This is a genomic window from Paraburkholderia fungorum, assembly GCF_046026025.1.
Lineage (GTDB): Bacteria > Pseudomonadota > Gammaproteobacteria > Burkholderiales > Burkholderiaceae > Paraburkholderia > Paraburkholderia fungorum_E.
Window position 1 is genome coordinate 64,053 of record NZ_JAQQFL010000036.1, and the last position, 25,729, is coordinate 89,781.

The following is a 25,729-nucleotide window of genomic DNA, read 5'->3' on the forward strand; positions in this document are numbered from 1 at the left end:
TGCTCCTGTTCAGATGATGCCGCGTGCGCGCCAGGCGTCGCGGGTCGTCGTGTCGATGCCGAGGTTTTCCAGCACTTTGTCGGTGTGCTGCCCGAGCGTGGGCGCGCAGGTGTTCACCGCGCCCGGCGTCGCGCTCAGCTTCGGGACGATGCCGGGGACCTGCACCGGCGTGCCGTCGGAGAGCTGGGCGTCGAGAATCATGTCGCGTGCTTGGTAGTGCGGATCGTTCGCGATGTCGGCGACGTCGTAGATCTTGCCGGCGGGAATGCGCGCTTCGGTGAGCGCGGCGAGCACGTCGTCGAGCGTATGGTGGTGGGTCCAGTCGGCGATCGCGGCATCCAGCCGCTCGACGTTCTTTACGCGGCCGTCGTTTTGAGCGAGTGCGGGATCGTCGGCCAGGTCCTGTCGGCCGATCAGTTCCATCAGACGCCGGAAGATGCTGTCGCCATTGCCCGCGATCAGCGCATATTTGCCGTCGCTGCAGCGATACGCGTTCGACGGCGCGATCCCCGGCAGGCTGCTGCCCGCCGCCTGACGCACGGCGCCGAACGCCGAATACTCGGGCAGCAGGCTTTCCATCATGTTGAACACCGACTCGTAGAGCGCGACGTCGATCATCTGGCCCGTACCGCCGTTCTGATCGCGATGGCGTAACGCGAGCAGGATGCCGATCACGCCGTGCAAGGCGGAAAGCGAATCGCCGATGGAGATGCCCACGCGCACCGGCGTGCGGCCGGATTCCCCGCTTAGATGCCGCAAGCCGCCCATCGCTTCGCCGATGACGCCGAAGCCCGGACGGTCGCGGTAGGGACCGGTTTGCCCATAACCCGACACGCGCAGCATCACGAGGCCTGGATTTAAGGCATGCAGATCATCCCAGCCGAGGCCCCATTTCTCGAGCGTGCCGGGACGGAAGTTTTCGATCAGCACATCGCTTTGCGCGACCAGTTGACGAACCACGTCCTGACCTTCGGGTGAGCGAAGATCGAGCGTGACGGATTCCTTGTTGCGCGATTGCGCCGCCCACCAGACGGACGTGCCTTCGTGCAGCAGGCGCCATTTTCGTAGCGGGTCGCCCGTGCCGGGCGGTTCGATCTTGATGACATGCGCGCCGAATTCGGCGAGCATTTTTCCAGCGAAGGGGCCGGCGATGAGCTGGCCCATTTCGAGCACGCGAACGCCTTCGAGCGGCTTCGTCATGGTTGTCTCCTTGCAAACGTCGTCTCTTGACGCTTACTGTGCGACAACCCGCGCGTGCTGAAAATCAATGGATTCTCAACGACCCTTTCCAGAATGGAAAGGGTCGGCGAACTTAAGCTCCGGTGTGGCCGGACATGAAGTCGAACAGGCGCAACGCCTCAGGCGACAGCGTTTCGCGCGACAGCGTGCCGATCCACAACGCGCGATGCGCCCATGCGTCGGTCAGTTTCACGGCGCGCAGACCCGCTGCGAGCAGTTCCGAGCGCACGGCGCCCTCAGGCAATATGCCGATGCCGAGCCCGTGCTCGATCATCCGGCAGATGCCGTCAAAGCTGTGCACCTGGATGCGCAGCTTGAGCACCCGGTCCGCGCTGAATGCGGCGTCGAGCAGGCGCGCGAGCAGTGAACTGCCTTCGTTCAGGCCGACGTACTCGAAGTCGAGCGTATCGGCGAAGGCGACTTCTTCGAGGGACGCGAGGGGATGGCCGGCCGGCACCAGCAGCACGAGTTTGTCCTCGCGATACACGGCCTTGTGGATGCCCGGCGACAGCACGTTGTCCGCGAAGATGCCGATGTCGGCGTCGCCGCTGCGGATCGCCGCGACGATTTCGTCGCTCAAGCGCTCTTCGAGCGATATCTTCACGCCGGGGTTGCCGGAGAGAAACGCCTCTACATCGTGCGGCAGGAACTGGATGACCGACGACGTGTTGGCCCAGACCCGCACATGTCCGCGCACGCCGGCGGCGTAGTCGCTCATCTCGTTGGCCATGCGGTTCACGCGCTCGACAACCTGTCTCGCATGCGCGAGCAGGCCATGGCCGGCGGGTGTCAGTTCGATGCCGCGTGGCTGCCGAAGCATCAGCGTGCAATCGATGCTGTGCTCCAGATCGGCCATGCGTTTGCTGACTGCCGACAAGGTCAGGCAGGTACGTTCAGCCGCTTTTGTCAGGCTGCCGAGTTCCGCGACGACGATGAAAACGCGCAGTGATTGCAGGTCGTAATGTGAGGAGCGGGTCATGGGTGGGTATCGCTTAGCGGTTTAGCGCGGGGGAAGACAATGACCCCGCACGCCGGGTCCTCGCGTGGCGGACTGGCTTCGTGTGAAGCATAGCAGGGCGAGCGCAGCCGCCGTTCGCGCGCGTCGTGCCGCGGCGATACCGCCCGCCGCTCGCCGGCTTTGACCGATTTGAGCGTCACCGCACAGACTCGCCGGGCGAGCCGTACGATTCTAAAATCTCAACGATCTGCTACCTTATGTCTTCGAGCTTCTCGAGGCAATCCTGCAGAACGATCGCGCTACTACGATGAAACCGTCCGCTCTCCGCATGCTAATCGCCCTTGCGTCGCTGGGCGTGGGATTATCTTCGGCCGTCTGCAATGCCTACGCGCTCGATACCCAACTGAACTGCCAGTCGAACCCGCACGATTTCATTGCGCCGCTTCTGGACGAGCAGTCGATCGATCCAAAACCAATGCGCATTGAAACGAACTCGGTCAACGCATTTCGTCCCGCGCGCGGCAGCAACCTGACGGCATTCGGCTTTCATGTCTCGGCCGTTTTCGGGTATGCGCAGAACGATCCGATCTTCAAACAGGGCAGCGGCCAGCCGGTCAAGTCCGCAACCTATGGCGTGGTGGTGAGAGGTTCGGCCACGTCGGTCGAGGCGAGCGTACGACAGGCTGGCAGCAATGCAGCCATTCGTGAAGTCGTGCCGCTTTTTCTCACCGCCGTATTCTGCGGCGGCCATTGAGGCCGATCTTCACTCTTTCAGCTCGTCCACTCCTGCAGCAACGCCACGGTGCGCTGTGCGAGTGGAGATAGATAAGCCTCCTTTCGAAACACCACGCCGATGTGCCGGCGCAAGTCCAGTTCGCTGGTGTCGAGATTGAGCGCGCGCAGTCCCTCGAGCGCGTCAAACGATTCCGTGCCGGCTACGCAGAGCATCGCGGTGCCGCGCAGCAGATGCAGCAGCGAAGTACTGCCGAAGTCGGTTTCGACCCGTAGTTTCGGCAAGTCGAGACCTTGCCTCGCGAAGGCCGCGTCCACCTGCTGACGAAGCGGTATGGTCGGCCCCGGCAGCAGCCACTCCTGATCCGCCAGGTCGGCGAGCCGCAGATCGCGCTTGCGATGCAGCGGATGCGAGTCGTCAGCGAGCACGGACAGGCTGTCGCGGAAGAGCTCGACAAACGACAGACCCTGCGCGTCCAGCTTCGGTTCGGGAGCCACAATCAGGTCGAGCTCACCCGCCACGAGTAAATCAACAAGGTCGCGCGCGAGCCTGCGCCGCAATCGCAGGCGTGCAGCCGGCCGTTCCTTCAGCAACTGGCGGCATGCGCCCAGAACGAGCGCCGCCGGCACCGTCGGAGAGTAGCCGAGACTCAGTACGCCCTGTTCTCCGCTGCGGATCGCGTGCATTTCCTTCAGCGCGTCTTCGTATTCCAGTGCTATGCGTCGCGCACGCGCGAGGAATAGAGACCCCGCCTGAGTCGGCGCGACCCCGTTCGCCGTTCGCTGGAACAGCGCGAGGCCGGTCTGCGCCTCGACCCGCTGAATGGCTTTCGTCAGCGCCGGCTGGCTCATGCCCAGCGCCTCCGCAGCCTTGCCGATACCGCCGTGCTCCTCCACCGCAAGCAGGTAATCCAGATCTCGCGTCTCCATGGGCATTCCTGTTGGCTATGGCTTTATAGCCAATGCCGCATTGTAGTGATGACCTGCATATTACAGACTAACGTCAGCATTGATAAAGGAGACACCGATTGGGCTTTGCTTACTTTCTGCGCCGCGCCGCGCGTTATTGGGGCGACAACGTTGCGGTCATTCATCGCAACCGCGAGTTGACGTACCGTCAGCTCGACGAGCGCTCGACCTTATTGGCGAATGCACTGCTCGGCCTGGGGCTCGCGAAAGGCGATCGGGTCGCGGTTCAGGCCCGCAACTGCACGGAGCTGGTGGAAATCGAATGTGCGCTTTACAAGGCGGGGCTCGTCAAGGCCGCGCTGAATCCGCGTTTTACCGCCCACGAGGCGGCTGACGTTGTCGAGAACTGCGCGCCGCGCGTGATGATCGCAGGCGAGGGGTTCACGGCTTACGATCGTGCGTCGCCCGGATTCGGTTCGGTCGAGTCGTTCATTTCGCTCGGCGTTCCGGCGAGCGGATACACCGATTACGAAACCCTGATCTCGCGCGCCAGTTCGCATGTGCCGGAGATCGTGCTGTCGTCCGGCGATCTTGCCGTGCTGCATTTCTCCTCCGGTTCGACCGGCAAGATCAAGGCGGCCATGCAAACTTACGGCAACCGCCTTGCGTCGCTGCGCAAGATTCTGCAGGGCATGGATTGTCCGGCGAAACCCGGCGACCGGCTCGCGCTGATCGGCCCGGTTACGCACGCGTCCGGCATGTTGATGCAGCCGTACCTCTATTCGGGCGCCACGTTAGTGCTGTTCGACACGTTCGAACCCGCGCACTTTCTGCGGGAAGTCGAGCGGCTGCGAATCACGCACGTGTTCATGGTGCCCGCGATGATCAATATGCTGCTCAACGATCCCGCGCTGGACACTGCCAATCTGACGAGCCTGAAGATGCTCGGCTACGGTGCGGCGCCCATGGCGCCGGCACGTATTCAGGAAGCGTGGGCGCGCATTGGCCCGGTGCTGTCGCAAGGTTACGGCGCGAGCGAGTCGACCTCGGGCGTCACGCGTCTCTCGATCGCCGACCATGCCGATGCAATCGCACATCGCCCCGAGCGGCTCGCGTCGTGCGGCCGGCCTACGGGCGAGACTGAAGTGCTCGTGGTTGACGAACACGGCCGCGAAGTAAAGGGGGACGCGATGGGCGAGATCGTTATCCGCGGCGCGGATGTCTTTCAAGGCTACTGGGGCGCGCCGGAGCTGACGCGCGAAGTGCTCGTCGATGGTTGGCTGCGAACCGGCGATCTCGCGCGCGTCGACGAAGAGGGGTACATCTATCTGGTCGATCGTCAGAAAGACATGATCATTTCAGGCGGCTTCAACGTCTATCCGACCGAAGTCGAGGCCTCGCTCTATCAGCATCCCGACATCATGGAAGCGTGCGTGATTGGCGTTCCCGATGAGAAGTGGGGGGAAAGCGTCAAGGCAGTCGTCGTGCTGAAGAGCGGCCGCAATACGGTCGCGGACGAAATCATCGCTCATTGCCGCGCGCGGCTCGCCGACTACAAGCTCCCCCGTACCGTGAATTTCGTTGCCGATCTGCCCAAGAACGCGAGCGGAAAGATCGCCCGCAAACTGGTTCGCGAGCAGTACTGGCAGGGCGTTTCGCGTCGAGTCAATTGAAGAGGAAGGCTATGTTCGATTACCTGAATAGCGCGGCGTTCGTCGAAACCCGCGCGGGCATTCGCCGCTTCGTCGCGGAAGAATTGCGGCCAATGGAGCAGGCGCTCGGCCTTGGCAGCGAAGACGTCTGGCCGCGCGAGACGCTGCGCGACGTATGGCGCCGCTCCGCCGCACTGGGTTTCTACGCGGCATGCCTGCCGGTCAAACTGGGTGGCAAGGGGCTTTCGATTCTCGAGCAATGCGCGCTCAAGGCGGACCTCGCCGCCTCGGGTTCCGCGCTCGCGCCACATGTACTCGGCGACCTGGGTGGTCCGCCGCGTGTCGGCAACATGCTCAAGTATGCGAGCGCGGATCAGCTCGCGCGCTATTTCGACCCGGTGATTCGCGGCGAGAAATCGACCTGCTTTGCGCTGACCGAGCCGCACTCCGGTTCGGACGCGCAGAGTATCTCCACCACGGCGGTCGTGGATGGCGACGAGCTGGTGATCAACGGCGTCAAGCATTACATCAGCGGCGCACCGTTCGCCGACTTCGCGATCGTTATGTGCGTGACGGATGCTACGACCACGCCGCCGGCCATTACCGCGGTGCTCGTCGACCTCGATCTGCCTGGCGTGACGGTGGAACAGCAATACGTGCCGATGTCAGGACAGCATATCGACGCGGACATCCGTTTCGTCGACGTCCGCGTGCCGCGTGCGAATGTGTTCGGCGGCGAGGGCAACGGCTTCAAGCTCGGCATGTCGCGCATCAACGTCAACCGGCTGTTGCATTGTCCGACGATGCTGGGCCTCGCGACCTCGGCCTATGAAGCGTCGCTCGACTATGCGCGCACGCGTCGGCAGTTCGGCGGCCCGATTGCGCGGTTTCAGGCGATCCAGCACATGCTTGCCGATATGGCCGCGGCACTATGGGCATGCGAAAGCATGATCGCGCAGACGGCCGCGCTCGCCGATGCCGGTGCCGATTTGCGCATGAAGGCGGCAGCCTGCAAGCTGTTCGTGTCGGAACGCTGCTTCGAAATCGCTGACAAGGCGGTGCAGATTCACGGCAACGTCGGGGTGACGCGCCATCATCCGATCGAGCAGACGTTCCGTAAATTGCGCATGTTCCGGGTCTTCACCGGCACGAGCGAGATTCAGCGCAATACGATTGCCCGCGTGATTCTCGACCCCGCCGGCAGCGCGGCCTCGGCGTGAAAAGCCAGCACAGTACGCTGAGTCTCGCCGCACTTCTTGCAAGGAAACGATGCAGATGAAACCGGACTGGTCATGCCTGAACGGCGTCAAGATTGTCGATCTGAGTCAGTTATTGCCCGGACCGCACGCCACTTCGATGCTGATGCAACTGGGTGCGGACGTCGTCAAGGTCGAACCGCCGGGCGCGGGCGATCCGGCACGGCAACTTGGCGGCTCGGTGTTCGCGCAGCTCAATCGCGGCAAGCGCTCGGTCGCGCTCGACCTGAAGAGTGCGGAAGGCAAGGCGGCGTTTTTCGATCTGATACGGGACGCGGATGCGGTGGTGGAAGGCTTCCGGCCGGGCGTCATGGCGCGGCTCGGACTCGGCTATGCCACGCTCGCCGAGGCGAACCCGCGCATCGTCCTGTGTTCGATATCCGGATTCGGGCAGACGGGACCGTATTCGGCACGACCTGGCCACGATCTCAACTATCTGGCGCTCGGCGGCTTCTGGTCGATACCGGTTCAGGTCAACGACCGTGTCGCGCGGCCGCGAGTGCGCCTCGCGGACTATGCCGCGTCGAGTCACGCCGCGCTCGCGCTGGCCGTGGCGATCCTCAGCGCACGTCAGAATGGCCGTGGCCAGCATCTCGACGTATCGATCCACGACTGCGTGATGGCGTGGACGGCGCCAGCCGCGTGGACCTCGCGCGATTATGCGGAGGACCCCGTAGCATCGCCGACGGTCATGCCCGAGAACGATATTTTCGAAACCCGGGACGGGCGGCATCTCGCGCTGGGCATTCTGGAAAACAAGTTCTGGCTGACGCTGCGCGACGCACTCGGCGCGGAGTGTCCCACGCTGCTTGACGACCGCTTCGCATCGCGCCTCGGCAGGCAGCAGTTCAAGCGTGAGGTCAACGCGCTGCTGGCGTGCCTGTTCCTCACACGCACGCTTGCCGAGTGGCTCGACACGCTGGGGGCTCTCGACCTGCCGGTTTCGCCGCTGCTCGACGCAGAGGCGCTGTTTCTCGATCCGCACGTGCGCGCGCGCGGCATGATCCACGAGTTCGCTCACGACAGAACCATGGCGGTGCGCTTTCCCGTGAAGTTCTCCGCGGGTTTGCCCGACGCAGGCGACACTGTCCCGCTGCTCGGTCAGCACGACGGCTGAGGCAACCCAATACCAGGGACGCAAAGACGTTCCCACAGTCATGGAGACAAACCGAATGGCAACCGAACAAAGCCGGTATCGGCCCTGGCGGGCGTGGTCCATCGCGATCATGCTGGCCTTGATGATGCTCGTGAACTTTCTGGACAAGGTCGTGCTTGGCCTTGTATCCGTACCGATGATGCGCGAGCTTCATCTGTCGCCCACGCAGTTCGGGCTGATCGGCGGCAGCCTCAACTGGCTGTTTGCGATCTCAGCGGTGCTCGGCGGCCTCGCGGCGAACCGCACGTCGACAAAATGGCTGTTGCTGCTGATGGCCGGCGCGTGGACCGTGCTGCAATTGCCGATGCTCGTCGCCGGCTCGATCTGGAGCGTTATCGCGTGCCGTGTTCTGCTCGGCGCGGGCGAAGGGCCTGCGTCGCCGGTTGCCGTGCATGCGCTCTACAAGTGGTTTCCCGACGCCAGGCGCAACTTGCCCGTCGCGGTACTGCATCAGGGCAGCGCGCTCGGTCTGCTGGTGGCGGGTCTCACGATTCCGACGATCACCGCCCATTGGGGCTGGCGCGCCAATTTTCTCGTGCTGTCCGTACTCGGCAGCCTCTGGTGCGTCACGTGGCTGCTGTTCGGTGCCGAAGGGAAACTGGCGAGTCCGGCGCGATCGGGCGATGCCGTGCGGGTTCCCTATGGGCTGCTGCTGACGGACCGAACGGTGCTGGGCATTTTCGCCGGGCATTTCGCCGCAAACTGGATTCTCGCGATGACGCTCACCTGGACGCCTACCTGGCTGCAACTTGGCATGGGATACGCCCCCCAGGTGGCCGGCCGGATGTTCGCGTTGTTCGTGGCGGTGACCGCGCCGCTTAGCCTTGGCCTCGCCTGGCTGTCCCAGCGCCTGCTGGCGCGTGGCGTGCCGTCGCGGATTGGGCGGGGCGGCTTCCTGACCGTGACGCTCGTCGTGGCGGGCGCGCTGCTTGCCTCACAGGCGTGGCCGGGTCTCTCGCCGATGCTCAGGTTCGTCTTGCTGACGCTCGGCAGTGGCATGACGCTCGTGACGTACTCGATTGGGCCCGCCATGCTCGGCGAAGTGACACCTGATGCACAGCGAGGCGGCATTCTCGCGCTGAGCAACGGGTTTTCGTCACTCGCCGGACTCGCCGCGCCGATCGTGACCGGCTTGCTGATCGAAGGCGCCGGCCGATCGACGGCGCTTGGGTTCGAACAGGCGAGCGTTGCGAGTGGTGTGGTGCTGCTGGGATGCGGCGTGCTGTGCGCTTTCTGCCTCGACCCGCAGCGCTCGCAGCGCCGCCTCGCCCTCGGCACGCTACCTGTGCCGGGCAATCTCAACCTGGTTGAACGGGGCTGACCGCTCCAGCAAGCCTGTTTCGCGTCGCGTACCTCGGGATGCGCGACAGTTCGCTGACTGATTAGTTATCCATATGAACACATAAAATAATCAAGGAGACGTATGAAGAAGGTCTTGTATGCAACGCTGATGAGCGTGCTTTCCGGTGCTGCCTGTGCGCAATCGAGCGTTACGTTGTATGGCGATATCGGCGGCGGTGTCCGATGGACGAACGGCGCCAAGGGCGGCAGCGTAGTGGGTTACAACAACAATATCATCGCCGGCAATCAGTTTGGCTTTACCGGCAAGGAAGACCTGGGCAACGGTCTCAAGGCGATCTTCAAGCTCGAGGGGGCGTTCAATAGCGGTACGGGTGCGGTAAAGACCTCGGGCACGTTGTTTTCGCAAGCAGCCTTTGTTGGTTTGACCGGCGATTTCGGGCGCCTGACATTCGGCCGGCAACTGAACGCCAACGAAGACTTCGGCATTCTGATCGATCCTGCCGGCGGGAGAGGGCAGTCCATCGCGATCGAACCGGGTGTGGTCTATAGCGCGAGTTATTTCACGCTCGATTCGCGTTTCAATAACACCATCAAGTATCTCGGGCAGGTCGGCGGATTTCGCTTTGGCGCGAGCTATTCGCCAGGCGGAGTGACCGGCAATTCCCGTGCCGGTACGAACTTCTCCGGTGCCGCCATGTATCAATGGGGACCGGCGCTCGGCGGCGTGTCCTATCAGAAGACCTGGAGCGCGACCGCGGCGCAGTGGGCGCAAACGTTCCAGACTGGCGGCACGCTGCAGATCGGGCCGGCGCGCCTTTACCTGAACTATGCCGATCTCACGGTCACCGGCACGACGCCTGGCGCACCCCGGCGCCGCGACAAAATTCCGGGTGGCGGCATGGTGTGGGTCGTCACACCGTCATTCCAGGTCACGGCGGCGTTCATCGACGATATCGCCAGCGACCTCGGCAACGCGCAGTCCGCCAGTGGCCACAAAATCACGACGTTTGCGATCGCCGAGTATTTCCTTTCCAAGCAGACCGAACTCTATGCAGAGGTGGATCACAACGGTTTCTCGGGCGCTTATCGCTATGACCCTGCAAATATCACCGCTCTTGGTCTCAACCCTGGCGGCCATGCGCTGACTGGCGTTTCAGTCGGCCTGATGACCCGTTTCTAGTGATTCATGGCGACCCAATGAGCGTTCATATTCCCTACTTTTTCATATTGACCGAAGGAATGGCATGACCAATCCACACCCGAATCTGCATGCCCTATTTGCTGCGATACTTCTCGCGTTCGCCGGCAATGTCATGGCGCAGGCCATGCCCGTCCCGTCAGAAGGGGCGGCTGCCGGCGCCTCCACCGTAGTCTCCGCCAAGGCTTCGAAGGCGGCGGACAGGAAGCTTGCTCATCGCGTTGCTACTGCGCTCGAACGAACCCGCGGACTGAATGCGGCCCGCATTCTCGTCAAGGCCCGCGACGGGCATGTCACGCTGAACGGCTCGGTAACCGATAACGAGCAAATTTCGTTGGCCACTGATGCCGCAAGGCAAGTCGACGGCGTCAAAACGGTGGAGAGCTTTGTCCGCGTTTCCGGGCCGTCACTATAGTGGCATCGGGAAACTTCGTATCCTGTGACGCCGGGGCTGGACGCTGCAAAGACGATAACGGCAATGGCGCACCTGCAAGACCGCTTACCAAGAGAAAATACATGAACATCCGCCCACTTTCGGCCGCTTCGACAATCCGCTTGCGCGTTGCCCTGTCCGCCGTGCTGATCGGCACAGTATTGCCCACGGCGGCGCATTCGCAAATCGCCGCGCCCGTCACGGATCCCGTTGCACTTGGCGTCATGCAAGGTTTTCCTCCGCCGCCCGACAAGCTGGTCACGAAGGCGAACTCCATGCGCTCTCCTAACCTTGTCTGGGCGCTGAGGAACACGCGCATGCTGATGCCGACGGCCAATGTCGAGCATGCACGTGTGCCGATGCCTTTGCCGGCCGCGTCCACGCTCGATCCTGACAACGTGCAGTTCACCGTGGATGGAACGACGTTGAGCCTGAGCGATTATCTGCGACGAACCTACACCGACGGTTTCATCGTCATTCACAATGGAAAGATCGTCTATGAGGGCTATTTCAACTCGTTTACGCCGCATCAGACTCACGCGTGGGCCTCCATGACCAAATCGGTAACGGGACTGATTGCCGCGCAATTGATCGACGAAGGCAAGCTCAACCCGGAAGCGAAACTGTCCGCATATGTACCCGAACTGGCGGGCACGCCGTTCGGCGATGCCACCGTGCAACAGAACCTCGATATGGAGGTGCCGGTGAGTTATCCGGCAGATCTGCCACCGGATCTGGGTCTCTTTGGCGCCGTGGGATTCATTCCCCGCCGCAGCGATGCACCTGACAGCATCTACGATTTTCTGAAGGTGACGCACGCAACACCGAATGCGACAGCGGGTCAGATGTGGTATTACCAGAACGGCTCGCCGGAAGCGCTCGCCTGGGCGCTGCGGCGCATTACCGGTTTGTCGTGGAGCGAGATGGTATCGCGTTCGATCTGGCAAAAAATCGCCGAAGACAACGGTGACGTTGTCGTGGATCGAACAGGGACGGAGATGGCAAGTGGCGGCTTCAATACGACGCTGCGCGACGCGGCCCGCTTCGGTGAATTGATGCGCAAGGGAGCGGCCGGCACGTCTGCGTTGTTCCCTGTTTCGTCGATCCGCGCTGCTTTGAAACCCACTGACAACGCCGGCGCATTCGCGAAGGGCAATCTTGCAGCAGGGCGTCCAGGCTATTCCTATCACGACTACTGGTACCAGGTGAACGACGGTGACAGGTCGTTCACGGCAGGCGGGCGATTTGGCCAGTCGATTCTCGTGAATCCTGCAGCCGGCATCACGATCGTCAAATTTTCATCGTATCCCGATCAAGCCGCACGTCCGACGAGCGCCGCGGCGGGCAACGCCATCGCTCGCGCGCCGCTTGCAACGGCCCAGACCCTGGACGCTGCGGCGCGCGCGATCAAGGCCGCGCTTGGATCTTGAACACAGGCGTGCAAACGGGCGGGACTGTTCAGCCCCGCCCGTGGTTCACACGCCAGCTTTTCTTTCACTAGCGACTTTCACCCGCGCGATCGATCAGCCGTTCGCCCACGCGGCGGCCGTGGCAACCGCGAAGTCCCGATAGGATCTTGGCTGCCGTCCGAGCAACGCGGCGAGGCGTTCGACTTCAGCAGGCGAGGCGACTGCGCCGTCCAGTTGATACCGGCGCATCATCAAACGCATGTCGTAGGCGAGCCAGCCTGGTGCGACCGCCTTGAGACGCTGTTCGAGGGTATCGAGGTCGTCGCCACCGTAGCGCACCGGACGTCCCAGCGCCTCGGCCCAGATCGCGGCGATGGTGTCCGAAGTCAGCGCATCGGGTCCGACGAGTTCGTACGTCTCACGCGGCAACGGCCTGGCGGCGCGCTCGCGGCGCAGGAGTTCGCGTGCCGCGGCCTCGCCGATGTCGCGGACATCCACCATTGAAATCCCTTTGCTGCCAATCGGCATGCCGTAGACACCGTGCGTCAGCAGCGGATCTTTCTGCCGGACATCGTTCTGGATGAAATAGGCGGGGCGCAACACCGTCGCCGGCAGATCGGTGTGCTCGATCATGCGCTCCACCGTGTGCTTGCCGGTGAAGTGAGGCACGTCGACATACTCCGCGCCTTTGAAAACCGACAGATAAACAATGCCTTTCACACCGGCTTCCCGCGCGACGCTGAGGGTCTGCAGCGCTTGTGTCAGCTCGTCGGCGGCGTTGGGGGCGAGCAGGAACACGGTGCTGACGCCGTTCAGTGCGCGCCGTACTGCGTCGATGTCGGACAGGTCGCCCTTGACCGCGATGACGCCAGCGGGAAACTGGGCCTTTTCCGGAGAACGGGTCAGGGCCCGCACTTCGGCGCCGCTGCCGTTCAGATGGTCGAGAACCTGCTTGCCGATCACGCCTGTGCTGCCAGTTACGAGGATTGCCATGATTTTCTCCTGGGGTTGAATGGACTGGGTGAGTCCGTGAGACGAACAATAGTCGTTCCATTGCATGGCCGAAAGTGCAAGAATCAAGACATCTCGTCTCATAAATGGAACGATCATGGATTTGACCTCGCTGGCGGATTTCAACGCCGTCGCATTGCACGGCGGCTTCGGGCCGGCCAGCCGCGCGCTCGACCGGCCCAAGGCCACGCTGTCGCGGCGCGTGGCCGAGCTGGAAGAAGAGCTCGGCGTGCGGCTGCTCGAGCGTGGCGCACGCAGGCTGCGTCTGACCGAGGAAGGTCTTGCACTCCACGAGCGCACGCGCGGACTCATGACGGAGATTCAGGAGGCGGGCGAAGCGGTTGCGTCGCGCGCGCCGGTGCCACGCGGGCGTTTGCGCATCAGTGCACCGGTCGTGTTCGCGCATGTCCTGCTGTGCCGGATCGCCGCGCGTTTTGCGCTGGCCTATCCGCAGGTCGAACTCGAGATCATTGCGGAAGACCGCGTCGCGGATCCGGTGGAGGACGGCTATGACCTGGTGATCCGTATCGATCCACCGCATGACGAGCAACTCGTCGGGCGGCGCATTCTGGGTGATGAGCGTCTCGTGGTCGCTTCGCCGGGCATGTCGATACCGTCGATGACCGCAAGCGAAACAGAGCCGCTTCAGGTGCCGGCGGCCATGTTCCAGAGGACGCCACCTGGCGTTCTCTGGAACATGCGGATTGATGGCGGTGGTGTGAGAGTCATCAAGCCGATGCCGGTGCTGCGGATGTCATCGCTATTGATGGTGCGCGAGGCGGTGCTGCAGGGCGTGGGCGCAGCGCTTCTGCCGCGCTTGCTGGTCGAGCAGGATGTGCGGGAGGGGCGGCTCGTTTGCTGGGGAGCGGAAGCGGGGGCGCCTGTGGAGATCTGGGCGCTTTATAGTTCGCGCCGTCTGCTGAGCGCCAAAGTCCGGGCATTCATGGACATGCTGAAGCCGGACACCGTCAGGACCTGATTGATTGTTTTTTTCTTGAACGTCACAAGCGTGCACTGTGAGTGTGCGATACGTAGCGGCACCGACCTGAACGATCCTCGCACACCTGGCAAACCTGGCAAATAGTCGAAAAAAATGCTGACCGCATTTTTCACGCTTTACTCGATGATACGGTGATCGATGTTATCGAAGGACACTTGTCAGGAGAGCATTGCCCATGGTTAAGAAACGAATTCGCGCTGTGCTGCATAGCGCGGTCATCGCAGTGATCGCGGCGGCGACTGTATTTGCGCCAGTATGTCAGGCGCAGTACACCACCGACTGGCTGGCCAACACATTCGGAACACTCGCCGCACACGTGGGCAACACCGCGCGCTCAATGTGGGTTGCGCCCGAAGGCGTGATCTACACGGCCTCTATGTGGGATGAAAACGAGGGCGGCGTCGCGATCTACCAGAACGGCAAGAGCATCGGTTCCATCGGAATCAACGGCGAGTTTCAGGGGGGGGCCATCACGGGGAATGCCACATCGATTTTCGCGGCGTTGCAGTACAGCACCAAATACGGCAGCGGGGCGGTAGGACGATACAACCGCGCGACTCAGAAACGCGATCTCCTCATTCCTGTGAGCACCTGGAACGCTGTCAAGCGGTCCGACGTCATCACCGGGCTCGCGACAACCGGTTCGCTCCTTTATGCGAGCGACTTCTTGAGTAATCGCGTTCGGGTCTATACGACCGACGGCGTGTGGCAGCAGGACATCAACGTATCGAGTCCCGGCGCGCTCGCGGTGGATAGTGCGGGCAATCTCTGGGTAGCGCAGCAAAGCGCGGCCGCGGTCGTCGAATTCAGTTCTGGAGGCGCTTTGCTGAATACGATCCAGATGCCCGCTGCCTCGCAACCCGCCTCGCTATATTTCGATGTCTCATCAGGACAGCTGATGGTTGGCGACCAGGGTCCCGACATGAATATCAAGCGCTACAACGTCTCGGGTACGCCGACGCTGGTCGGCACGTTCGGCATTCAGGGCGGCTACCTCGATACCACCACCGGCATTAAAGGTCAGGTTGGCGACAAGCGTTTCACGCGCGTTGTCGGCATCGGTAAAGACTCTGCCGGCAATCTGTATGTGCTCAACAATCCATGGGGCGGTGGCTGGGATCTCGGTCGCAACGGCGGCACCGACATTCATGCGTATGACAGCACCGGCAATTTGCAATGGAAGCTTCAGTCCCTCAACTTCGAGGCTGTCGCCGCGCCGGACCCGGTTACGGACGGTGCCTACTTCTACGGTGGCACCAACATTTATACCGGCACTGCCGGAGGCACCTTCGTTGCGAACACCGTCGATCCGTTCACCTATCCGTCCGATCCACGCCTCAACATGAACGATACGCAGCGCGATGAGCACTTCGGTCAGCTCGTCAGCGTTGGCGGCAACCGGATTCTCGTTGCGTCCGGCCAGAACCCCGGCATCTTCTACTTCTTCCATTTCAACGCGGCGAGCGGCTATATCGCCATTCCGGACGCGTCGATTCCAGGTCCGGCCTTCAATACGACCCGATCGGTCACAGGTGGATTTTGCATCGATAGCAGGGGAGACGTGTGGGCCGGTCTGGACAGGACCAATCACATCTACCACTACCCGTTGACGAGTTTCGATGGCGAAGGCAAGCCGACATGGGGGCCCGGAATCGCCATCTCTATTCCGCAGAGCATCCGTCCATTGACGCGCATCATCTACCTGCCGGAGAGCGACACCATGATCCTCGCTCAAGGCATTGCCGGAAGCTGGGACTGGACGGCGATGCAATCGAGGATCGAGGTGTATCACGGCTGGAGCGCGGGCAACACCACGCGGCCTAATCCGGTCATCACGCTCACCAGTGTCAATCCCAAGTCGATCACGGCCGCCGGGAACTACCTTTTTGTTGGCTACGTGCATACGGTGCCCAACATCGACGCCTTCAATCTCACCACGGGTAACCTCGATACGACGCTGATCAACTCGAGCGCGGGGACGGTGGACGTGGGCAACGACGTGGATTCGATGTATGGCCTCAGGGCCTACCTTAGATCGGCCGGTGAGTACGTGATCACGAAAGACAACTACAACGGATCAAGCGTCATTGTTTATCGCTGGACACCTTGACCGGTTTACTTCGGCGGCTATGATCAGATGAAAAGAGGCGGTGCACGTTTGATACTTCGTTGAATTCGCACCGCCCGGTTCTCGCCGGCAAAGCATTTTCGCCTTGCGCGTATTGGTATTAATAATATAAAAACCGGCGACGCCATTCTCTGTTTTACCGATTTATTTTTCTTCAACAAAAGTCAAAGATTTGCGTTTTCCGCGCCCCGGTGAGGCAGAGATTTTCCGTTTCCGTTCCTTTGGAAAATCGTCGGGACGTTTTTCGAAAGATTCTTTGAACTACTACTTATCATCCAGGTTCGCGGTGATGTTACACAGATGGAACGTTTATAATTCGTCTGCAAAGAACGGGCTGTAAGTAATGCCGGACGTGCGCCGGGCACTGCGTCGATCAAGTAAAGCTTGCGTGGGCAGGCGTTTTTCGCGGCGCTGGATCAGTGCCTCTCAAACAAACGGGTTGCGAATGAGTCGAGCGACTTTGACGCTACCTGTCAGCGACTTTCACAGGTATTGCACTACCGGAATTGGGCTCGAAACCTAATTAGTTTCGTGCTCCGGATGCACCTGCCGTGTTCTGGATTTTCCTCGGCCGATATCGAGGCGACCAGGTTCGCCATCAATCATTGATAGAACTTCACTGCGCAGTTTTTTTGTGAATAGTAAGTAATACGTAATAATTATCTGTTGACGGGCGACAGATCGAAAGCGTTGAGCGCGCTGTAGCCTGGCGGCGCTCGGCATGCGTTCGAGTGCCTGGCGGTATCTGCCGGCGGATAACAGCACATCGGAAGCGTCAGCTTCATCAGCAATGAACGCCCTCATCGCGTTCGCCGCGTCAACTCTCTCTGTACACAAACAACGTCAAGGCGGGACGGCTTAGTTCGATCTTGCTCAATCCCCGGGGATAACCTGATTTTCAGCGATACACATCGACAATGACGAGAAACTTCAAACTTCTAGGGGTTGCGGCAGCAACCGTGCTGGCATGGTTTGGTGCGGAAAACGTGCAGGCGGCAACGAGCACCATCACCGTCGCCGGACTGCAATACAAGTTGTGCGCGCAAGAGAACGGCACCTGCAAGTTCCTCGGGACAGGCTCGGTGGTGTTCGGTGCAGTTCCGCCCAACGCGCCGTCGGTCATGCTGACGGCCCCGGCTACCTTCAGCAACGGCGTGGGATGCTATGTCGGCGCGGTCTCGCAAATAGATCCCGCATTCGGCTATGGCAAGTCGTGCTGGGTGAGAGCGGTCGCCGCTAACGGGACGCCGACTCCGACGCCAACTCCGGCACCGACGCCGACGCCAACTCCGACACCGACACCGACACCGACACCGACACCGACACCGACACCGGCACCGGCACCGGCACCGAGTCCGGCGCCAACTCCGACTCCGACTCCGACGCCAACTCCAACCCCAACCCCAACGCCCACCCCGACCCCAACGCCGGGCAGCTCGACGCTCTCGTGCGGCACGCCTACACACACCGCTGGCGGAACCGCCAACGGCGTGATCAGCGCCGATACGCCCAACACCGACGGCCTGCGCATTTTCCAGAACAACGCACCGTTCAAGCTCGCGATTACGACAAACGCGCCGGGCGCGGACACGGTCATCTGGTCCGTGGCCGATTCGAATGGCGCGATCAAGACGCAGGGCAGTTTTGCGGTTAGCGCCGGCGTGCAGACCAACTCGATTCCATGCACGTCGACGTGGTCAGGCTATGGCGCGCTTACCGCGACACTGCGCTCGAACGGCGGCACATTGCCAAATAGCGGCACGCGTCCGGTGGGTGTCGCGACGTTCGGCGTGTTGCCGAACCTGACGCCGGTACTGGGCACCGTGACGTATGCCCATCAGGATCAGCATCGCTTCGGCATGCAGGGCTTCAATGGGAACATCGCCGCGCTGCACGATATGGGTATCTCATGGACTATCGACGATCGTGAAGTTTCGGCTATGGAGCCCAACGGCCCCAACACATACACGCCGAGCGTGAACGACCTCGATCCGTTCTACAAGGCAAATCCTGATCAGATGCGCATTGTGCGTCTCGATGGACTGCCTGCCTGGGATTCGAAGACGGGTCAATTCAACGACAGCTACTATGCGCCGTCGAACATGCCGGAGTTCCAGAGCTTCATGGCCAAGGTCGGTACCGACACGAGCCTGATTCGCGCGGCAAACTATCCGAACCAGCAGAGCAACTACTATCAGGTGACGTGGGAGCCGAGCCTCGGCTGGGCGGACAGCAATGCGAACTTCGTCGCCATGTACAAGGCTGCGTACCAGGGCATTCATTCGACCGATCCGAACGCCGTCGTGATGGGCCCCACCAATCCGTTCCCGGCGAATTGCACCACCTGCACAACCGGCTATCTGCAGACGTTCGGTGCACTGGGCCTGTGGAATTACATCGATGCAGTGTCAACGCATGGCTACTGGAATGCGGGCACCTATCCGGCTCATCCGCCTGAACTGCAGGACTCCGACCCGAGTACGGCGAACCAGGCGAACGCGCTCGACAACCAGATGACGCAGTTGCGTTCGGTGATGCAGGCGGGCAAGCCGAACATGAAGCTCTTCGTCACCGAGCAAGGCGCGAGTTACGATCCGGGCCTTAACTACGGTCCGACGGTACCGTCGCAGAACCAGTTGTTTGCCCAGGCCGCGGTTGGCGTGCGCTCGCACATCATTGTGCTGGGTGGTGGCGCACAGTTGACGACGCTCTTCTACGGTGCGGACTATCCCGGCGAAGTAGGCTACGGCACGTTCTTCGACCTGAACGATGCACAAGGCGCGTACGGTGCTTCGAACCTTTCGCCGAAGCCCGAAGCGATGGCCTTCGCCACGATGACGCGTGTGCTGGACGGCACGAATACGTTGGGCCGGATCACGGGTGCACCGTCCGGTACCTTTGCGTACTCGTTCCAGCAACTCGGCAACGGCAAAGTGGTGACGGCTGCGTGGGCGCACAGCAATGCGCAGTGGCCTGCGAGCAGCGGTCTTTATAGCCAGACCTACTCGACGAGCTATACGCTTCAGGTCGACAGCGCCGGTACGTCGGGCAATGTGACGAAGATCGATGGTTACGGCAATACCAGCACGCTTGCCTATACCAACGGCCAGGTCACGCTGACCCTCACCGAGGTGCCGCAGTACATCGTGTCGAATAACGCGACGGTTGCCAAAGCCAACGCGACGGTTCCGGTCGGGTATATGGGCCAATAAGGCCGGCTAGTATCGGCGCGCTGCCGCTGAAATGGCGGCGCGCCGATCGACTCAGACTGCGGCGTCCCGCAGATCTCTTATGTGCTGATACACGGTCGCACGCCCCATCCCCAGCACGTTTGCCACGTAGTTCGCGGCACTTTTCCCCTTGAACGCGCCTTCTTCCCAAAGGGCCTCGACCAGTTCCCGGCGATGGTCGCGGGTTAGTGAGTTCAATGCCAACTGGCGTTCCTGAAGCCATGCGTGAAGGAACGTGTTGATACGTTCCTGCCAGTCGTCCTTGAACAATTCCTCGGGCTGCTTGACTACGCCGGCGCCGGAGATCACCCGGTCGATGACATGTTTCATGTCCTCGAAGACCGCAATGTTGTAGTTCACGCACATCACACCAACGGCGGCGCCCGCATCGTCGAAGAGAACGGTGCTGACACAGCGCATCCGCCGGCCGTCCCAGTTGATCTTTTCGTATGGCCCGACCGTGCCTGACTCCACCGAATGGTCGATTTCTTCCAGTGCCGATTCGTCACCCAGTTCGCGCTTGGACAGGTTGTTTGCAATGTAAGCAACGGTCTGGCTTTGCAAGTCATGAATCACGACTTCAACGTAGGGGAAAAAGAGCAGCGCGATACCGTCGGCGACACGGCCGTATCGATCCAGAAGAAGCTTGCGTGCGGCCGTTGTCTTTGTCTTTCGCATAGGGATGGGGGAGATTCCAGGGGGCGGGGAGTCTGCAACGTGTTGCACCACGGTGCTGCGAATCCGCATGTTGTGCGTTATTTTGCCATGTCGCTGCGCGGCCCACCCAGGTGCCTGAAGAGTTCGTTGGCAATCGCCACGTCTTCCAGTCCGAGTCCAATTGAGCGAAAGAAAACGTGCTGTCGCCCGGAGGGTTTTCTGGCGAGGCCGGACACCAGTTCAGGCAGATCGCCCAGCACGTTTTCCGGCGACCAGTCATGCAACTGCGCCGCCAGTTTCATTTCCCCCGCGCTGGCAGGCGTGGTTTGCCGGTAGTCGCAATAGACCTCCATGTTCGGGAGCCATGCGGGCGGAATTTCGTGAGCATTCGCGACGTTCGTGCTGATCGACGTAATGAGCGCGGGCTTTGTCAGCATCTCTTGCGAAAGCACCGGTGTGCCTGAGGACGTGCACAACGCCACCACGTCCGCATCGCGCAAACACTCTTCAAGACTGGCGCAAACCAGCGCACGCTCATCGAGCGCGCCGATCGCCGCGCGCTTTGCCTCGTTGGCGCCAAGCTCGGGTGAAAACACACTGATCAAGTCCCACGGCCGTAGCGCCGCGAGATGGCGCAGATGGGCCTGTCCCACCGCGCCCGCACCGACGATGGCAAGCCGGCGCGCGTCCGGTGCCGCAAGATGATCCACGGCTAGTGCGGTCGCACCGGCGGTGCGCTCGACGGTGAGCAATCCCGCATCGCACCACATCAAGGGCTGCCCTGTTTCCATCGACATCAGCGCAGTCCACGCCGTGATGACCGGTTTCGATTCAGTCACGATGTAAGGCGACAACTTGGCGCCGAATACCTTGGCTTCCCCCAAAACCCCGAGATAGGTGATGAAATCGCCGGCCCCTTGCGGAAAGGGTGTGAAGGTCTGAGGCGGTTGCACCGCGGCCTCGTTGGCAAGCGCGATAAACATGCGTGTCAGCGCGCCGCGCACATCGAGGTGAGGCAGTGTTTTACGCACTGCGTCCTGTTGGACGATCAACGGGAATACGTGGTCTGTGCTGCTCATGGGCTTGCTCTCCAGATCGTTGCCGGCTTGCGGCGTCAGCACGATTCTAAAGTCAAAAAGTCCAATCTGGACTTTTATTTTTGAAAATTGCTTGCAATTGCCAATGTCCAGAATAGACTGTTGTTCCAGAGCGAGCGTGTGAAGCCGGTCTCTTTTGCCTCTCACGCGGCTTCTCGACGTTGCGCCGTTTGCGGCCACTTGCGGCCATTTTCGACCGTTCGCACCCTGAATTCGCGACCCTTCAACCACACTGGGAACCATCATGCCTCTGAAGCTTTCACTGTCACTTTTCGTCGCGGCCGCGTTAGTCGGTTCGGTCGGCACCGTTAGCGCGGAGACGCAAAGCACCTTGCGTTTCGGCATCGAGGCAGCGTATCCGCCGTTCGAGAGCAAGTCGCCGACAGGGCAATTGCAAGGGTTCGACGTTGACGTCGGCAACGCGGTTTGTGCAAAGATGGGTGTGAAATGCGAGTGGGTGGAAAACGCGTTCGACGGTTTGATTCCCGCGTTGCAGGCGCGCAAATTCGACGTGATCAATTCCGCAATGAACATCACGGACAAGCGTAAACAGTCCATTGATTTCACGCCGCCGATCTACGTGGTGCCGATCGTGATGGTGGCAAAGCGCGGTTCGTCCTTGCTGCCGGATGTGAAGCACCTGCAGGGCAAACGCGTCGGTGTCCTGCAGGGATCGTCGCAGGAAGATTTCCTCAAGCGCCACTGGGCGAATGCCGGCGTATCGATCGTCTCGTATCAGGACCAGGATCAGGTGTATGCCGATCTCGTTGCCGGACGGCTGGATGCCGCGGTCCAGGAGGCGCAGACCGTCGAGGACGGTTTCCTGAACAAGCCATCGGGCAAGGACTATGCGATTGCCGGCCAGCCGCTCAGCGATCCGGCAACGCTTGGTGAAGGGACGGGCTTTGGTTTGCGCAAGGGTGACAAGGCGTTGGCTGGAAAGATCGATGCCGCGCTCGAGGCTTTGAAGAAAGACGGCACGCTTAGCAACCTTTCGCAGAAGTATTTCAAACGCGACATCATCGCGAAGTAACTTATGGATTTCGATGTGATCGTGCTGGGCGCCGGGATCGTCGGCGTGTCGTCGGCGTTGCATCTGCAGGATCGCGGACGCCGCGTGGCGCTCGTCGATCGGCGCGGCCCCGGTGAGGAAACCAGTTTCGGCAATGCAGGTCTGATCGAGCGGTCGTCGGTGCTCCCTTACGCCTTTCCACGCGATCTGGGGACACTGTTGCGCTACATGCGCAATCGTTCGACCGACCTGTACTGGGACTACAAGGCCTTGCCGTCATTTGCCACGTGGCTCGCGCGATTCTGGTGGGAGTCGTCCCCGGAGCGGGTTGAAGCGGCCGCGCGCGACGTGCTGCCGTTGATCCGGCAAAGCGTCGACGAACACGATGTGCTGATCGGGCGTGCAGGTCTCCAAAGCCTCGCGCACGACGGCGGCTGGATCGAGGCATTCCGCACGCGCGCGGAATATGAGCGGCAGGCATCGGCCGCCGAAGTTACGGCGAGGACACACGGATTGCGCGTGACTCAGCTCGATGCCGCGCGACTGCTGGCGCAAGAACCTGGTTTGAACGCCGGTTTTTGTGGCGCCTTGCATTGGCAGGACCCGAAGAGTATTTCCAATCCGGGTGCATTGACGAAGGGATATGCGCGCCTGTTCGAAGACGGCGGCGGCACGTTTCTGACCGGGGAGGCAAGCACGGTACGCGAGGAGGCTGACGCATGGACTGTGCAGACGTCGCAAGGCAGGATCAGCGCCAACGAGGTTGTGGTGGCACTTGGCCCGTGGTCCGATAAAGTTTTTGCGCCACTCGGCTATCGCATACCGCTGCGCGCGAAACGCGGTTATCACATGCACTACGAGGCCACGAAGCCAATACTCTCGGTGCCGCTTGTGGACACGGAAAGCGGCTACGTCGTGGCGCCAATGGAAGGCCGCTTGCGTTTGACCACAGGCGTTGAAATCGCCCGTCGCGATGCGCCGCCAACAGGGATTCAACTCACGCGCGCGGAAAGCGTCGCCCGGCCGGTATTCGGTCTGGGCCGCCGGTTGGACGACGCGCCATGGCTCGGCTTGCGTCCTTGTACGCCGGACATGCGGCCCGTGATTGGACGAGCGCCTCGCCATCGGGGACTCTGGTTCGCGTTTGGCCACAACCACCACGGATTGACGCTTGGTCCCGTGACGGGCCGTTTGCTGGCGGAGATGATGACGGGCGCCGCGCCCTGCGCCGATCCCTATCCGTTCCGTCCTGAGCGGTTCCGGTAGGCGGCCGTAGCCGAGCTGTTTCATCGCTCAATCATTGTTCAATCGAAGCACGAAGGAGAGTGACATGAAGATCAAAGACTTTGGTGTTGAGCGCTGGATGGATCTCTACGAAAACCAGTGCAAGTACAACCTGGCCGAAACCTGCGTGGAATCGTTGACCATGGATCAGTTGCTCACTCTCGCGGGCAAGCAGGACACCATCCTCGATGAGCTAAGGCCGCTCAAACTGACGTACGGCGCGATTGAAGGTTCGACGCGACTGCGTGAAGCGATTGCGGCGATGTATTCGCATCAAACGCCCGCCAACCTGATCGTCACGCATGGCGCGATCGGGGGTAATGCACTGGTCTATCAGACGTTGGTGGAACCCGGCGACACGGTGATTTCCGTGCTGCCCACCTATCAGCAGCACTATTCGATTCCCGAGAGCTACGGCGCGGACGTGCGGATTCTGAAGCTGCGTGAAGAAAACGGTTTTCTGCCGGATCTTGCCGAACTCCGGCGTCTCGTGAACGACAAAACCCGGCTCATCGCGATCAACAATCCGAATAACCCAACCGGCTCGCTGATGGACGAGCAGTTTCTGACTGAGATCGGCGAGATTGCGAGGTCGTGCGGTGCCTATGTGCTTTGCGACGAGGTCTATCGCGGTACGGATCAGGCTGGCACCGGCTACACGGCTTCGATTGCCGACCTCTATGAGCGTGGCATCAGTACCGGCAGTATGTCCAAAACGTATTCTCTTGCCGGTCTGCGGCTTGGTTGGATTGCCGGCCCGAAGGATCTGATTCGTGCCGTTGCGATTCATCGCGACTACAACACGATCAGTGTCGGCATGATCGACGATCATTTTGCTTCGATCGCACTCGAAAACCGTGCGGCGATTCTTGCCCGCAACCATGAGATCGTGCGCACCAATCTGGGGATTCTGGATGCATGGGTGGCGAAAGAACCGGCTATGTCGTACATCAAGCCGAAGTCGGGAACGACCGCGCTGCTGAAGTACGACTTGCCGGTTTCGTCGCTGGAATTTTGCACAGCGCTGATTGAGCAAACCGGCGTGATGCTCACACCGGGCAGTGCGCTCGATATGGAAGGCTACGTGCGCATCGGGTATGCGAATAATCGGCATGTGCTTGAAGCGGGGCTTGCCAGGGTATCCGGATTCCTGGCGGCATTCCAGCGCTAGACATCATCGTGCTGAGTCAGGCAAGGCGTTTGAACGGTCACAACTGAGGCTTTAGTCAGTATGGAAAACCGATCAGGCACCGCTCTAACCGGCATCGATCTATTCATAATACAAATAGATGTTCCGCGTCTTTTTACAGGAAAGATAACTCTTTCTTATCTCTTAATTCCAGTGTGTAGTTTTGTCGGGCTTTTGTCGAGTTCCGTAGCGTTCGCATGAAGCCCATATGGCTGGGCTTCTCCGGAAATAATTTAATCTCGCAAAGGTTTGCGGGAGATTTAATTTTTCTAATTAATTAATGCTTTCGAAAATCAACCGGATGGAGGTCTTATTTCTAGAGCTAATCCGCAAAAAAAAGCCGACACATCGTGTCGGCTTAAAAGACTCTGGCGTCCGAGGATTGCATGCCAGAACCTGAGAGACGGTAGTCAGTCAATTTTACGAATTCAGTGCGAGTGGCGGGCATTTTTGCCGCATACTAAAATTTAACAATTTCGTGCCGGGGCTTTGCAGAGCAGGATTCTCATTTTAGTAGGGCCGACTTCGCTGGGGAGTGATCATAAACTAAAAGCCTTCGTTGAGCATAAAGGCATCAAAAAATTTTGTTGATCGGGTGTCACCGAATTCAATGTAAGGAAAACCTGACGTTGATGTAGGGATTTCCTCGGCTGAATTTCATCCCATCCAAATGCAGCGTGTTGTGATCGCGTAGCGAGTCAATTGGGCGATATTGTTCGGTAGTGACAAGTCCTGCTGTGTTGTACTCACCGGTTAGTAACAATACTTTGCAAATTGGCGATCCGGAAAGGGCGCTGCGCTCGGGAAGAACGTCGGGTCGAATGGCGAGGTGTCGATGCAGGTTCGTGAAAACATTGCACGAGATATTGAGCGGTTT

At 60.7% G+C, this 25,729-nt stretch carries 23 protein-coding genes; 14 read left to right on the top strand and 9 right to left on the bottom strand.

Going from position 1 to position 25,729, the window contains the following annotated elements; translation table 11 throughout:
• Positions 1 to 9: 9 nt before the first annotated feature.
• Positions 10 to 1,200 (bottom strand): CaiB/BaiF CoA transferase family protein, encoded by a 1,191-nt coding sequence (locus PQR67_RS30815; RefSeq protein WP_408466579.1) that lies wholly within the window; start codon positions 1,198 to 1,200, stop codon positions 10 to 12.
• Between the two features lie 112 nt (positions 1,201 to 1,312).
• Positions 1,313 to 2,218 (bottom strand): LysR family transcriptional regulator, encoded by a 906-nt coding sequence (locus PQR67_RS30820; protein ID WP_408466580.1) that lies wholly within the window; start codon positions 2,216 to 2,218, stop codon positions 1,313 to 1,315.
• 307 nt (positions 2,219 to 2,525) lie between these two features.
• On the opposite strand from PQR67_RS30820, the gene PQR67_RS30825 reads away from it, so the two are divergent.
• Complete coding sequence (locus PQR67_RS30825; RefSeq protein WP_408466581.1) at positions 2,526 to 2,951, top strand: hypothetical protein; 426 nt, start codon at positions 2,526 to 2,528, stop codon at positions 2,949 to 2,951.
• Positions 2,952 to 2,968: 17 nt separating this feature from the next.
• On the opposite strand, the gene PQR67_RS30830 is transcribed toward PQR67_RS30825, so the two are convergent.
• Positions 2,969 to 3,859: a LysR family transcriptional regulator gene (locus PQR67_RS30830; RefSeq protein ID WP_408466582.1), complete on the bottom strand. Its 891-nt coding sequence runs from the start codon at positions 3,857 to 3,859 to the stop codon at positions 2,969 to 2,971.
• Positions 3,860 to 3,957: 98 nt separating this feature from the next.
• On the opposite strand from PQR67_RS30830, the gene PQR67_RS30835 reads away from it, so the two are divergent.
• The 7 genes from PQR67_RS30835 (at position 3,958) to PQR67_RS30865 (ending at position 12,265) form a co-directional block, all read left to right on the top strand.
• On the top strand, positions 3,958 to 5,511 hold the full coding sequence (locus PQR67_RS30835; RefSeq protein ID WP_408466583.1) for an AMP-binding protein: 1,554 nt from the start codon (positions 3,958 to 3,960) through the stop codon (positions 5,509 to 5,511).
• Positions 5,512 to 5,522: 11 nt separating this feature from the next.
• A complete protein-coding gene (locus PQR67_RS30840; RefSeq protein WP_408466584.1) occupies positions 5,523 to 6,710 on the top strand; it encodes an acyl-CoA dehydrogenase family protein in 1,188 nt (395 codons plus the stop codon).
• Positions 6,711 to 6,765: 55 nt separating this feature from the next.
• Entirely contained in the window at positions 6,766 to 7,863 is a 1,098-nt protein-coding gene (locus tag PQR67_RS30845; RefSeq protein ID WP_408466585.1) for a CaiB/BaiF CoA transferase family protein, read from the top strand.
• Positions 7,864 to 7,918: 55 nt separating this feature from the next.
• Positions 7,919 to 9,223 (top strand): MFS transporter, encoded by a 1,305-nt coding sequence (locus PQR67_RS30850; RefSeq protein ID WP_408466586.1) that lies wholly within the window; start codon positions 7,919 to 7,921, stop codon positions 9,221 to 9,223.
• A gap of 102 nt (positions 9,224 to 9,325) precedes the next feature.
• Positions 9,326 to 10,384: a porin gene (locus PQR67_RS30855; RefSeq protein ID WP_408466587.1), complete on the top strand. Its 1,059-nt coding sequence runs from the start codon at positions 9,326 to 9,328 to the stop codon at positions 10,382 to 10,384.
• Positions 10,385 to 10,448: 64 nt separating this feature from the next.
• Complete coding sequence (locus PQR67_RS30860; protein WP_408466588.1) at positions 10,449 to 10,817, top strand: BON domain-containing protein; 369 nt, start codon at positions 10,449 to 10,451, stop codon at positions 10,815 to 10,817.
• Positions 10,818 to 10,918: 101 nt separating this feature from the next.
• Complete coding sequence (locus tag PQR67_RS30865; protein WP_408466589.1) at positions 10,919 to 12,265, top strand: serine hydrolase domain-containing protein; 1,347 nt, start codon at positions 10,919 to 10,921, stop codon at positions 12,263 to 12,265.
• 93 nt (positions 12,266 to 12,358) lie between these two features.
• Here the strand turns inward: PQR67_RS30865 and PQR67_RS30870 are convergent, their stop codons facing one another.
• On the bottom strand, positions 12,359 to 13,237 hold the full coding sequence (locus tag PQR67_RS30870; protein ID WP_408466590.1) for an NmrA/HSCARG family protein: 879 nt from the start codon (positions 13,235 to 13,237) through the stop codon (positions 12,359 to 12,361).
• 115 nt (positions 13,238 to 13,352) lie between these two features.
• On the opposite strand from PQR67_RS30870, the gene PQR67_RS30875 reads away from it, so the two are divergent.
• Together PQR67_RS30875 and PQR67_RS30880 are read left to right on the top strand one after the other, a co-directional pair.
• Positions 13,353 to 14,234: a LysR family transcriptional regulator gene (locus PQR67_RS30875; protein WP_408466591.1), complete on the top strand. Its 882-nt coding sequence runs from the start codon at positions 13,353 to 13,355 to the stop codon at positions 14,232 to 14,234.
• A gap of 196 nt (positions 14,235 to 14,430) precedes the next feature.
• Positions 14,431 to 16,365: an SMP-30/gluconolactonase/LRE family protein gene (locus PQR67_RS30880; protein ID WP_408466592.1), complete on the top strand. Its 1,935-nt coding sequence runs from the start codon at positions 14,431 to 14,433 to the stop codon at positions 16,363 to 16,365.
• Positions 16,366 to 16,902: 537 nt separating this feature from the next.
• On the opposite strand, the gene PQR67_RS30885 is transcribed toward PQR67_RS30880, so the two are convergent.
• From PQR67_RS30885 to PQR67_RS30895, 3 genes are all read right to left on the bottom strand, one after another.
• A complete protein-coding gene (locus PQR67_RS30885; protein WP_408466593.1) occupies positions 16,903 to 17,187 on the bottom strand; it encodes a hypothetical protein in 285 nt (94 codons plus the stop codon).
• Between the two features lie 94 nt (positions 17,188 to 17,281).
• Positions 17,282 to 17,506, bottom strand: coding sequence for a hypothetical protein (locus PQR67_RS30890; RefSeq protein WP_408466594.1), 225 nt, complete (start codon positions 17,504 to 17,506; stop codon positions 17,282 to 17,284).
• Positions 17,507 to 17,619: 113 nt separating this feature from the next.
• The gene (locus PQR67_RS30895; RefSeq protein WP_408466595.1) at positions 17,620 to 17,748 is read right to left on the bottom strand and encodes a hypothetical protein; all 129 of its coding nucleotides are present in this window, start codon (positions 17,746 to 17,748) and stop codon (positions 17,620 to 17,622) included.
• A gap of 125 nt (positions 17,749 to 17,873) precedes the next feature.
• Between PQR67_RS30895 and PQR67_RS30900 the strand changes: the two genes are divergently transcribed.
• The gene (locus tag PQR67_RS30900) at positions 17,874 to 19,595 is read left to right on the top strand and encodes a hypothetical protein (RefSeq protein WP_408466596.1); all 1,722 of its coding nucleotides are present in this window, start codon (positions 17,874 to 17,876) and stop codon (positions 19,593 to 19,595) included.
• A gap of 51 nt (positions 19,596 to 19,646) precedes the next feature.
• Here PQR67_RS30900 and PQR67_RS30905 read toward each other — a convergent pair whose 3' ends face one another.
• On the bottom strand, positions 19,647 to 20,360 hold the full coding sequence (locus PQR67_RS30905) for a helix-turn-helix transcriptional regulator (protein WP_408466597.1): 714 nt from the start codon (positions 20,358 to 20,360) through the stop codon (positions 19,647 to 19,649).
• Positions 20,361 to 20,368: 8 nt separating this feature from the next.
• Positions 20,369 to 21,349, bottom strand: a complete 981-nt coding sequence (locus tag PQR67_RS30910) for an ornithine cyclodeaminase family protein (protein WP_408466598.1) — start codon at positions 21,347 to 21,349, stop codon at positions 20,369 to 20,371.
• Positions 21,350 to 21,611: 262 nt separating this feature from the next.
• On the opposite strand from PQR67_RS30910, the gene PQR67_RS30915 reads away from it, so the two are divergent.
• The 3 genes from PQR67_RS30915 (at position 21,612) to PQR67_RS30925 (ending at position 24,834) form a co-directional block, all read left to right on the top strand.
• Positions 21,612 to 22,400, top strand: a complete 789-nt coding sequence (locus PQR67_RS30915; RefSeq protein ID WP_408466599.1) for an ABC transporter substrate-binding protein — start codon at positions 21,612 to 21,614, stop codon at positions 22,398 to 22,400.
• Between the two features lie 3 nt (positions 22,401 to 22,403).
• Positions 22,404 to 23,645, top strand: a complete 1,242-nt coding sequence (locus tag PQR67_RS30920) for an NAD(P)/FAD-dependent oxidoreductase (RefSeq protein ID WP_408466600.1) — start codon at positions 22,404 to 22,406, stop codon at positions 23,643 to 23,645.
• A gap of 64 nt (positions 23,646 to 23,709) precedes the next feature.
• On the top strand, positions 23,710 to 24,834 hold the full coding sequence (locus PQR67_RS30925; RefSeq protein WP_408466601.1) for an aminotransferase: 1,125 nt from the start codon (positions 23,710 to 23,712) through the stop codon (positions 24,832 to 24,834).
• The last annotated feature ends 895 nt before the right edge of the window (positions 24,835 to 25,729 follow it).

Bases quoted from the DNA above. Each gene is read 5' to 3' on its own strand.
- PQR67_RS30815 (WP_408466579.1), bottom strand. From the start codon at position 1,200: ATGACGAAGCCGCTCGAAGGCGTTCGCGTGCTCGAAATGGGCCAGCTC.
- PQR67_RS30820 (WP_408466580.1), bottom strand. From the start codon at position 2,218: ATGACCCGCTCCTCACATTACGACCTGCAATCACTGCGCGTTTTCATC.
- PQR67_RS30825 (WP_408466581.1), top strand. From the start codon at position 2,526: ATGCTAATCGCCCTTGCGTCGCTGGGCGTGGGATTATCTTCGGCCGTC.
- PQR67_RS30830 (WP_408466582.1), bottom strand. From the start codon at position 3,859: ATGGAGACGCGAGATCTGGATTACCTGCTTGCGGTGGAGGAGCACGGC.
- PQR67_RS30840 (WP_408466584.1), top strand. From the start codon at position 5,523: ATGTTCGATTACCTGAATAGCGCGGCGTTCGTCGAAACCCGCGCGGGC.
- PQR67_RS30845 (WP_408466585.1), top strand. From the start codon at position 6,766: ATGAAACCGGACTGGTCATGCCTGAACGGCGTCAAGATTGTCGATCTG.
- PQR67_RS30850 (WP_408466586.1), top strand. From the start codon at position 7,919: ATGGCAACCGAACAAAGCCGGTATCGGCCCTGGCGGGCGTGGTCCATC.
- PQR67_RS30855 (WP_408466587.1), top strand. From the start codon at position 9,326: ATGAAGAAGGTCTTGTATGCAACGCTGATGAGCGTGCTTTCCGGTGCT.
- PQR67_RS30860 (WP_408466588.1), top strand. From the start codon at position 10,449: ATGACCAATCCACACCCGAATCTGCATGCCCTATTTGCTGCGATACTT.
- PQR67_RS30865 (WP_408466589.1), top strand. From the start codon at position 10,919: ATGAACATCCGCCCACTTTCGGCCGCTTCGACAATCCGCTTGCGCGTT.
- PQR67_RS30870 (WP_408466590.1), bottom strand. From the start codon at position 13,237: ATGGCAATCCTCGTAACTGGCAGCACAGGCGTGATCGGCAAGCAGGTT.
- PQR67_RS30875 (WP_408466591.1), top strand. From the start codon at position 13,353: ATGGATTTGACCTCGCTGGCGGATTTCAACGCCGTCGCATTGCACGGC.
- PQR67_RS30880 (WP_408466592.1), top strand. From the start codon at position 14,431: ATGGTTAAGAAACGAATTCGCGCTGTGCTGCATAGCGCGGTCATCGCA.
- PQR67_RS30885 (WP_408466593.1), bottom strand. From the start codon at position 17,187: ATGAGGGCGTTCATTGCTGATGAAGCTGACGCTTCCGATGTGCTGTTA.
- PQR67_RS30890 (WP_408466594.1), bottom strand. From the start codon at position 17,506: ATGACCGACGGCGCGTTGGGCGGAACTGCACCGAACACCACCGAGCCT.
- PQR67_RS30905 (WP_408466597.1), bottom strand. From the start codon at position 20,360: ATGCGGATTCGCAGCACCGTGGTGCAACACGTTGCAGACTCCCCGCCC.
- PQR67_RS30910 (WP_408466598.1), bottom strand. From the start codon at position 21,349: ATGAGCAGCACAGACCACGTATTCCCGTTGATCGTCCAACAGGACGCA.
- PQR67_RS30915 (WP_408466599.1), top strand. From the start codon at position 21,612: ATGCCTCTGAAGCTTTCACTGTCACTTTTCGTCGCGGCCGCGTTAGTC.
- PQR67_RS30920 (WP_408466600.1), top strand. From the start codon at position 22,404: ATGGATTTCGATGTGATCGTGCTGGGCGCCGGGATCGTCGGCGTGTCG.
- PQR67_RS30925 (WP_408466601.1), top strand. From the start codon at position 23,710: ATGAAGATCAAAGACTTTGGTGTTGAGCGCTGGATGGATCTCTACGAA.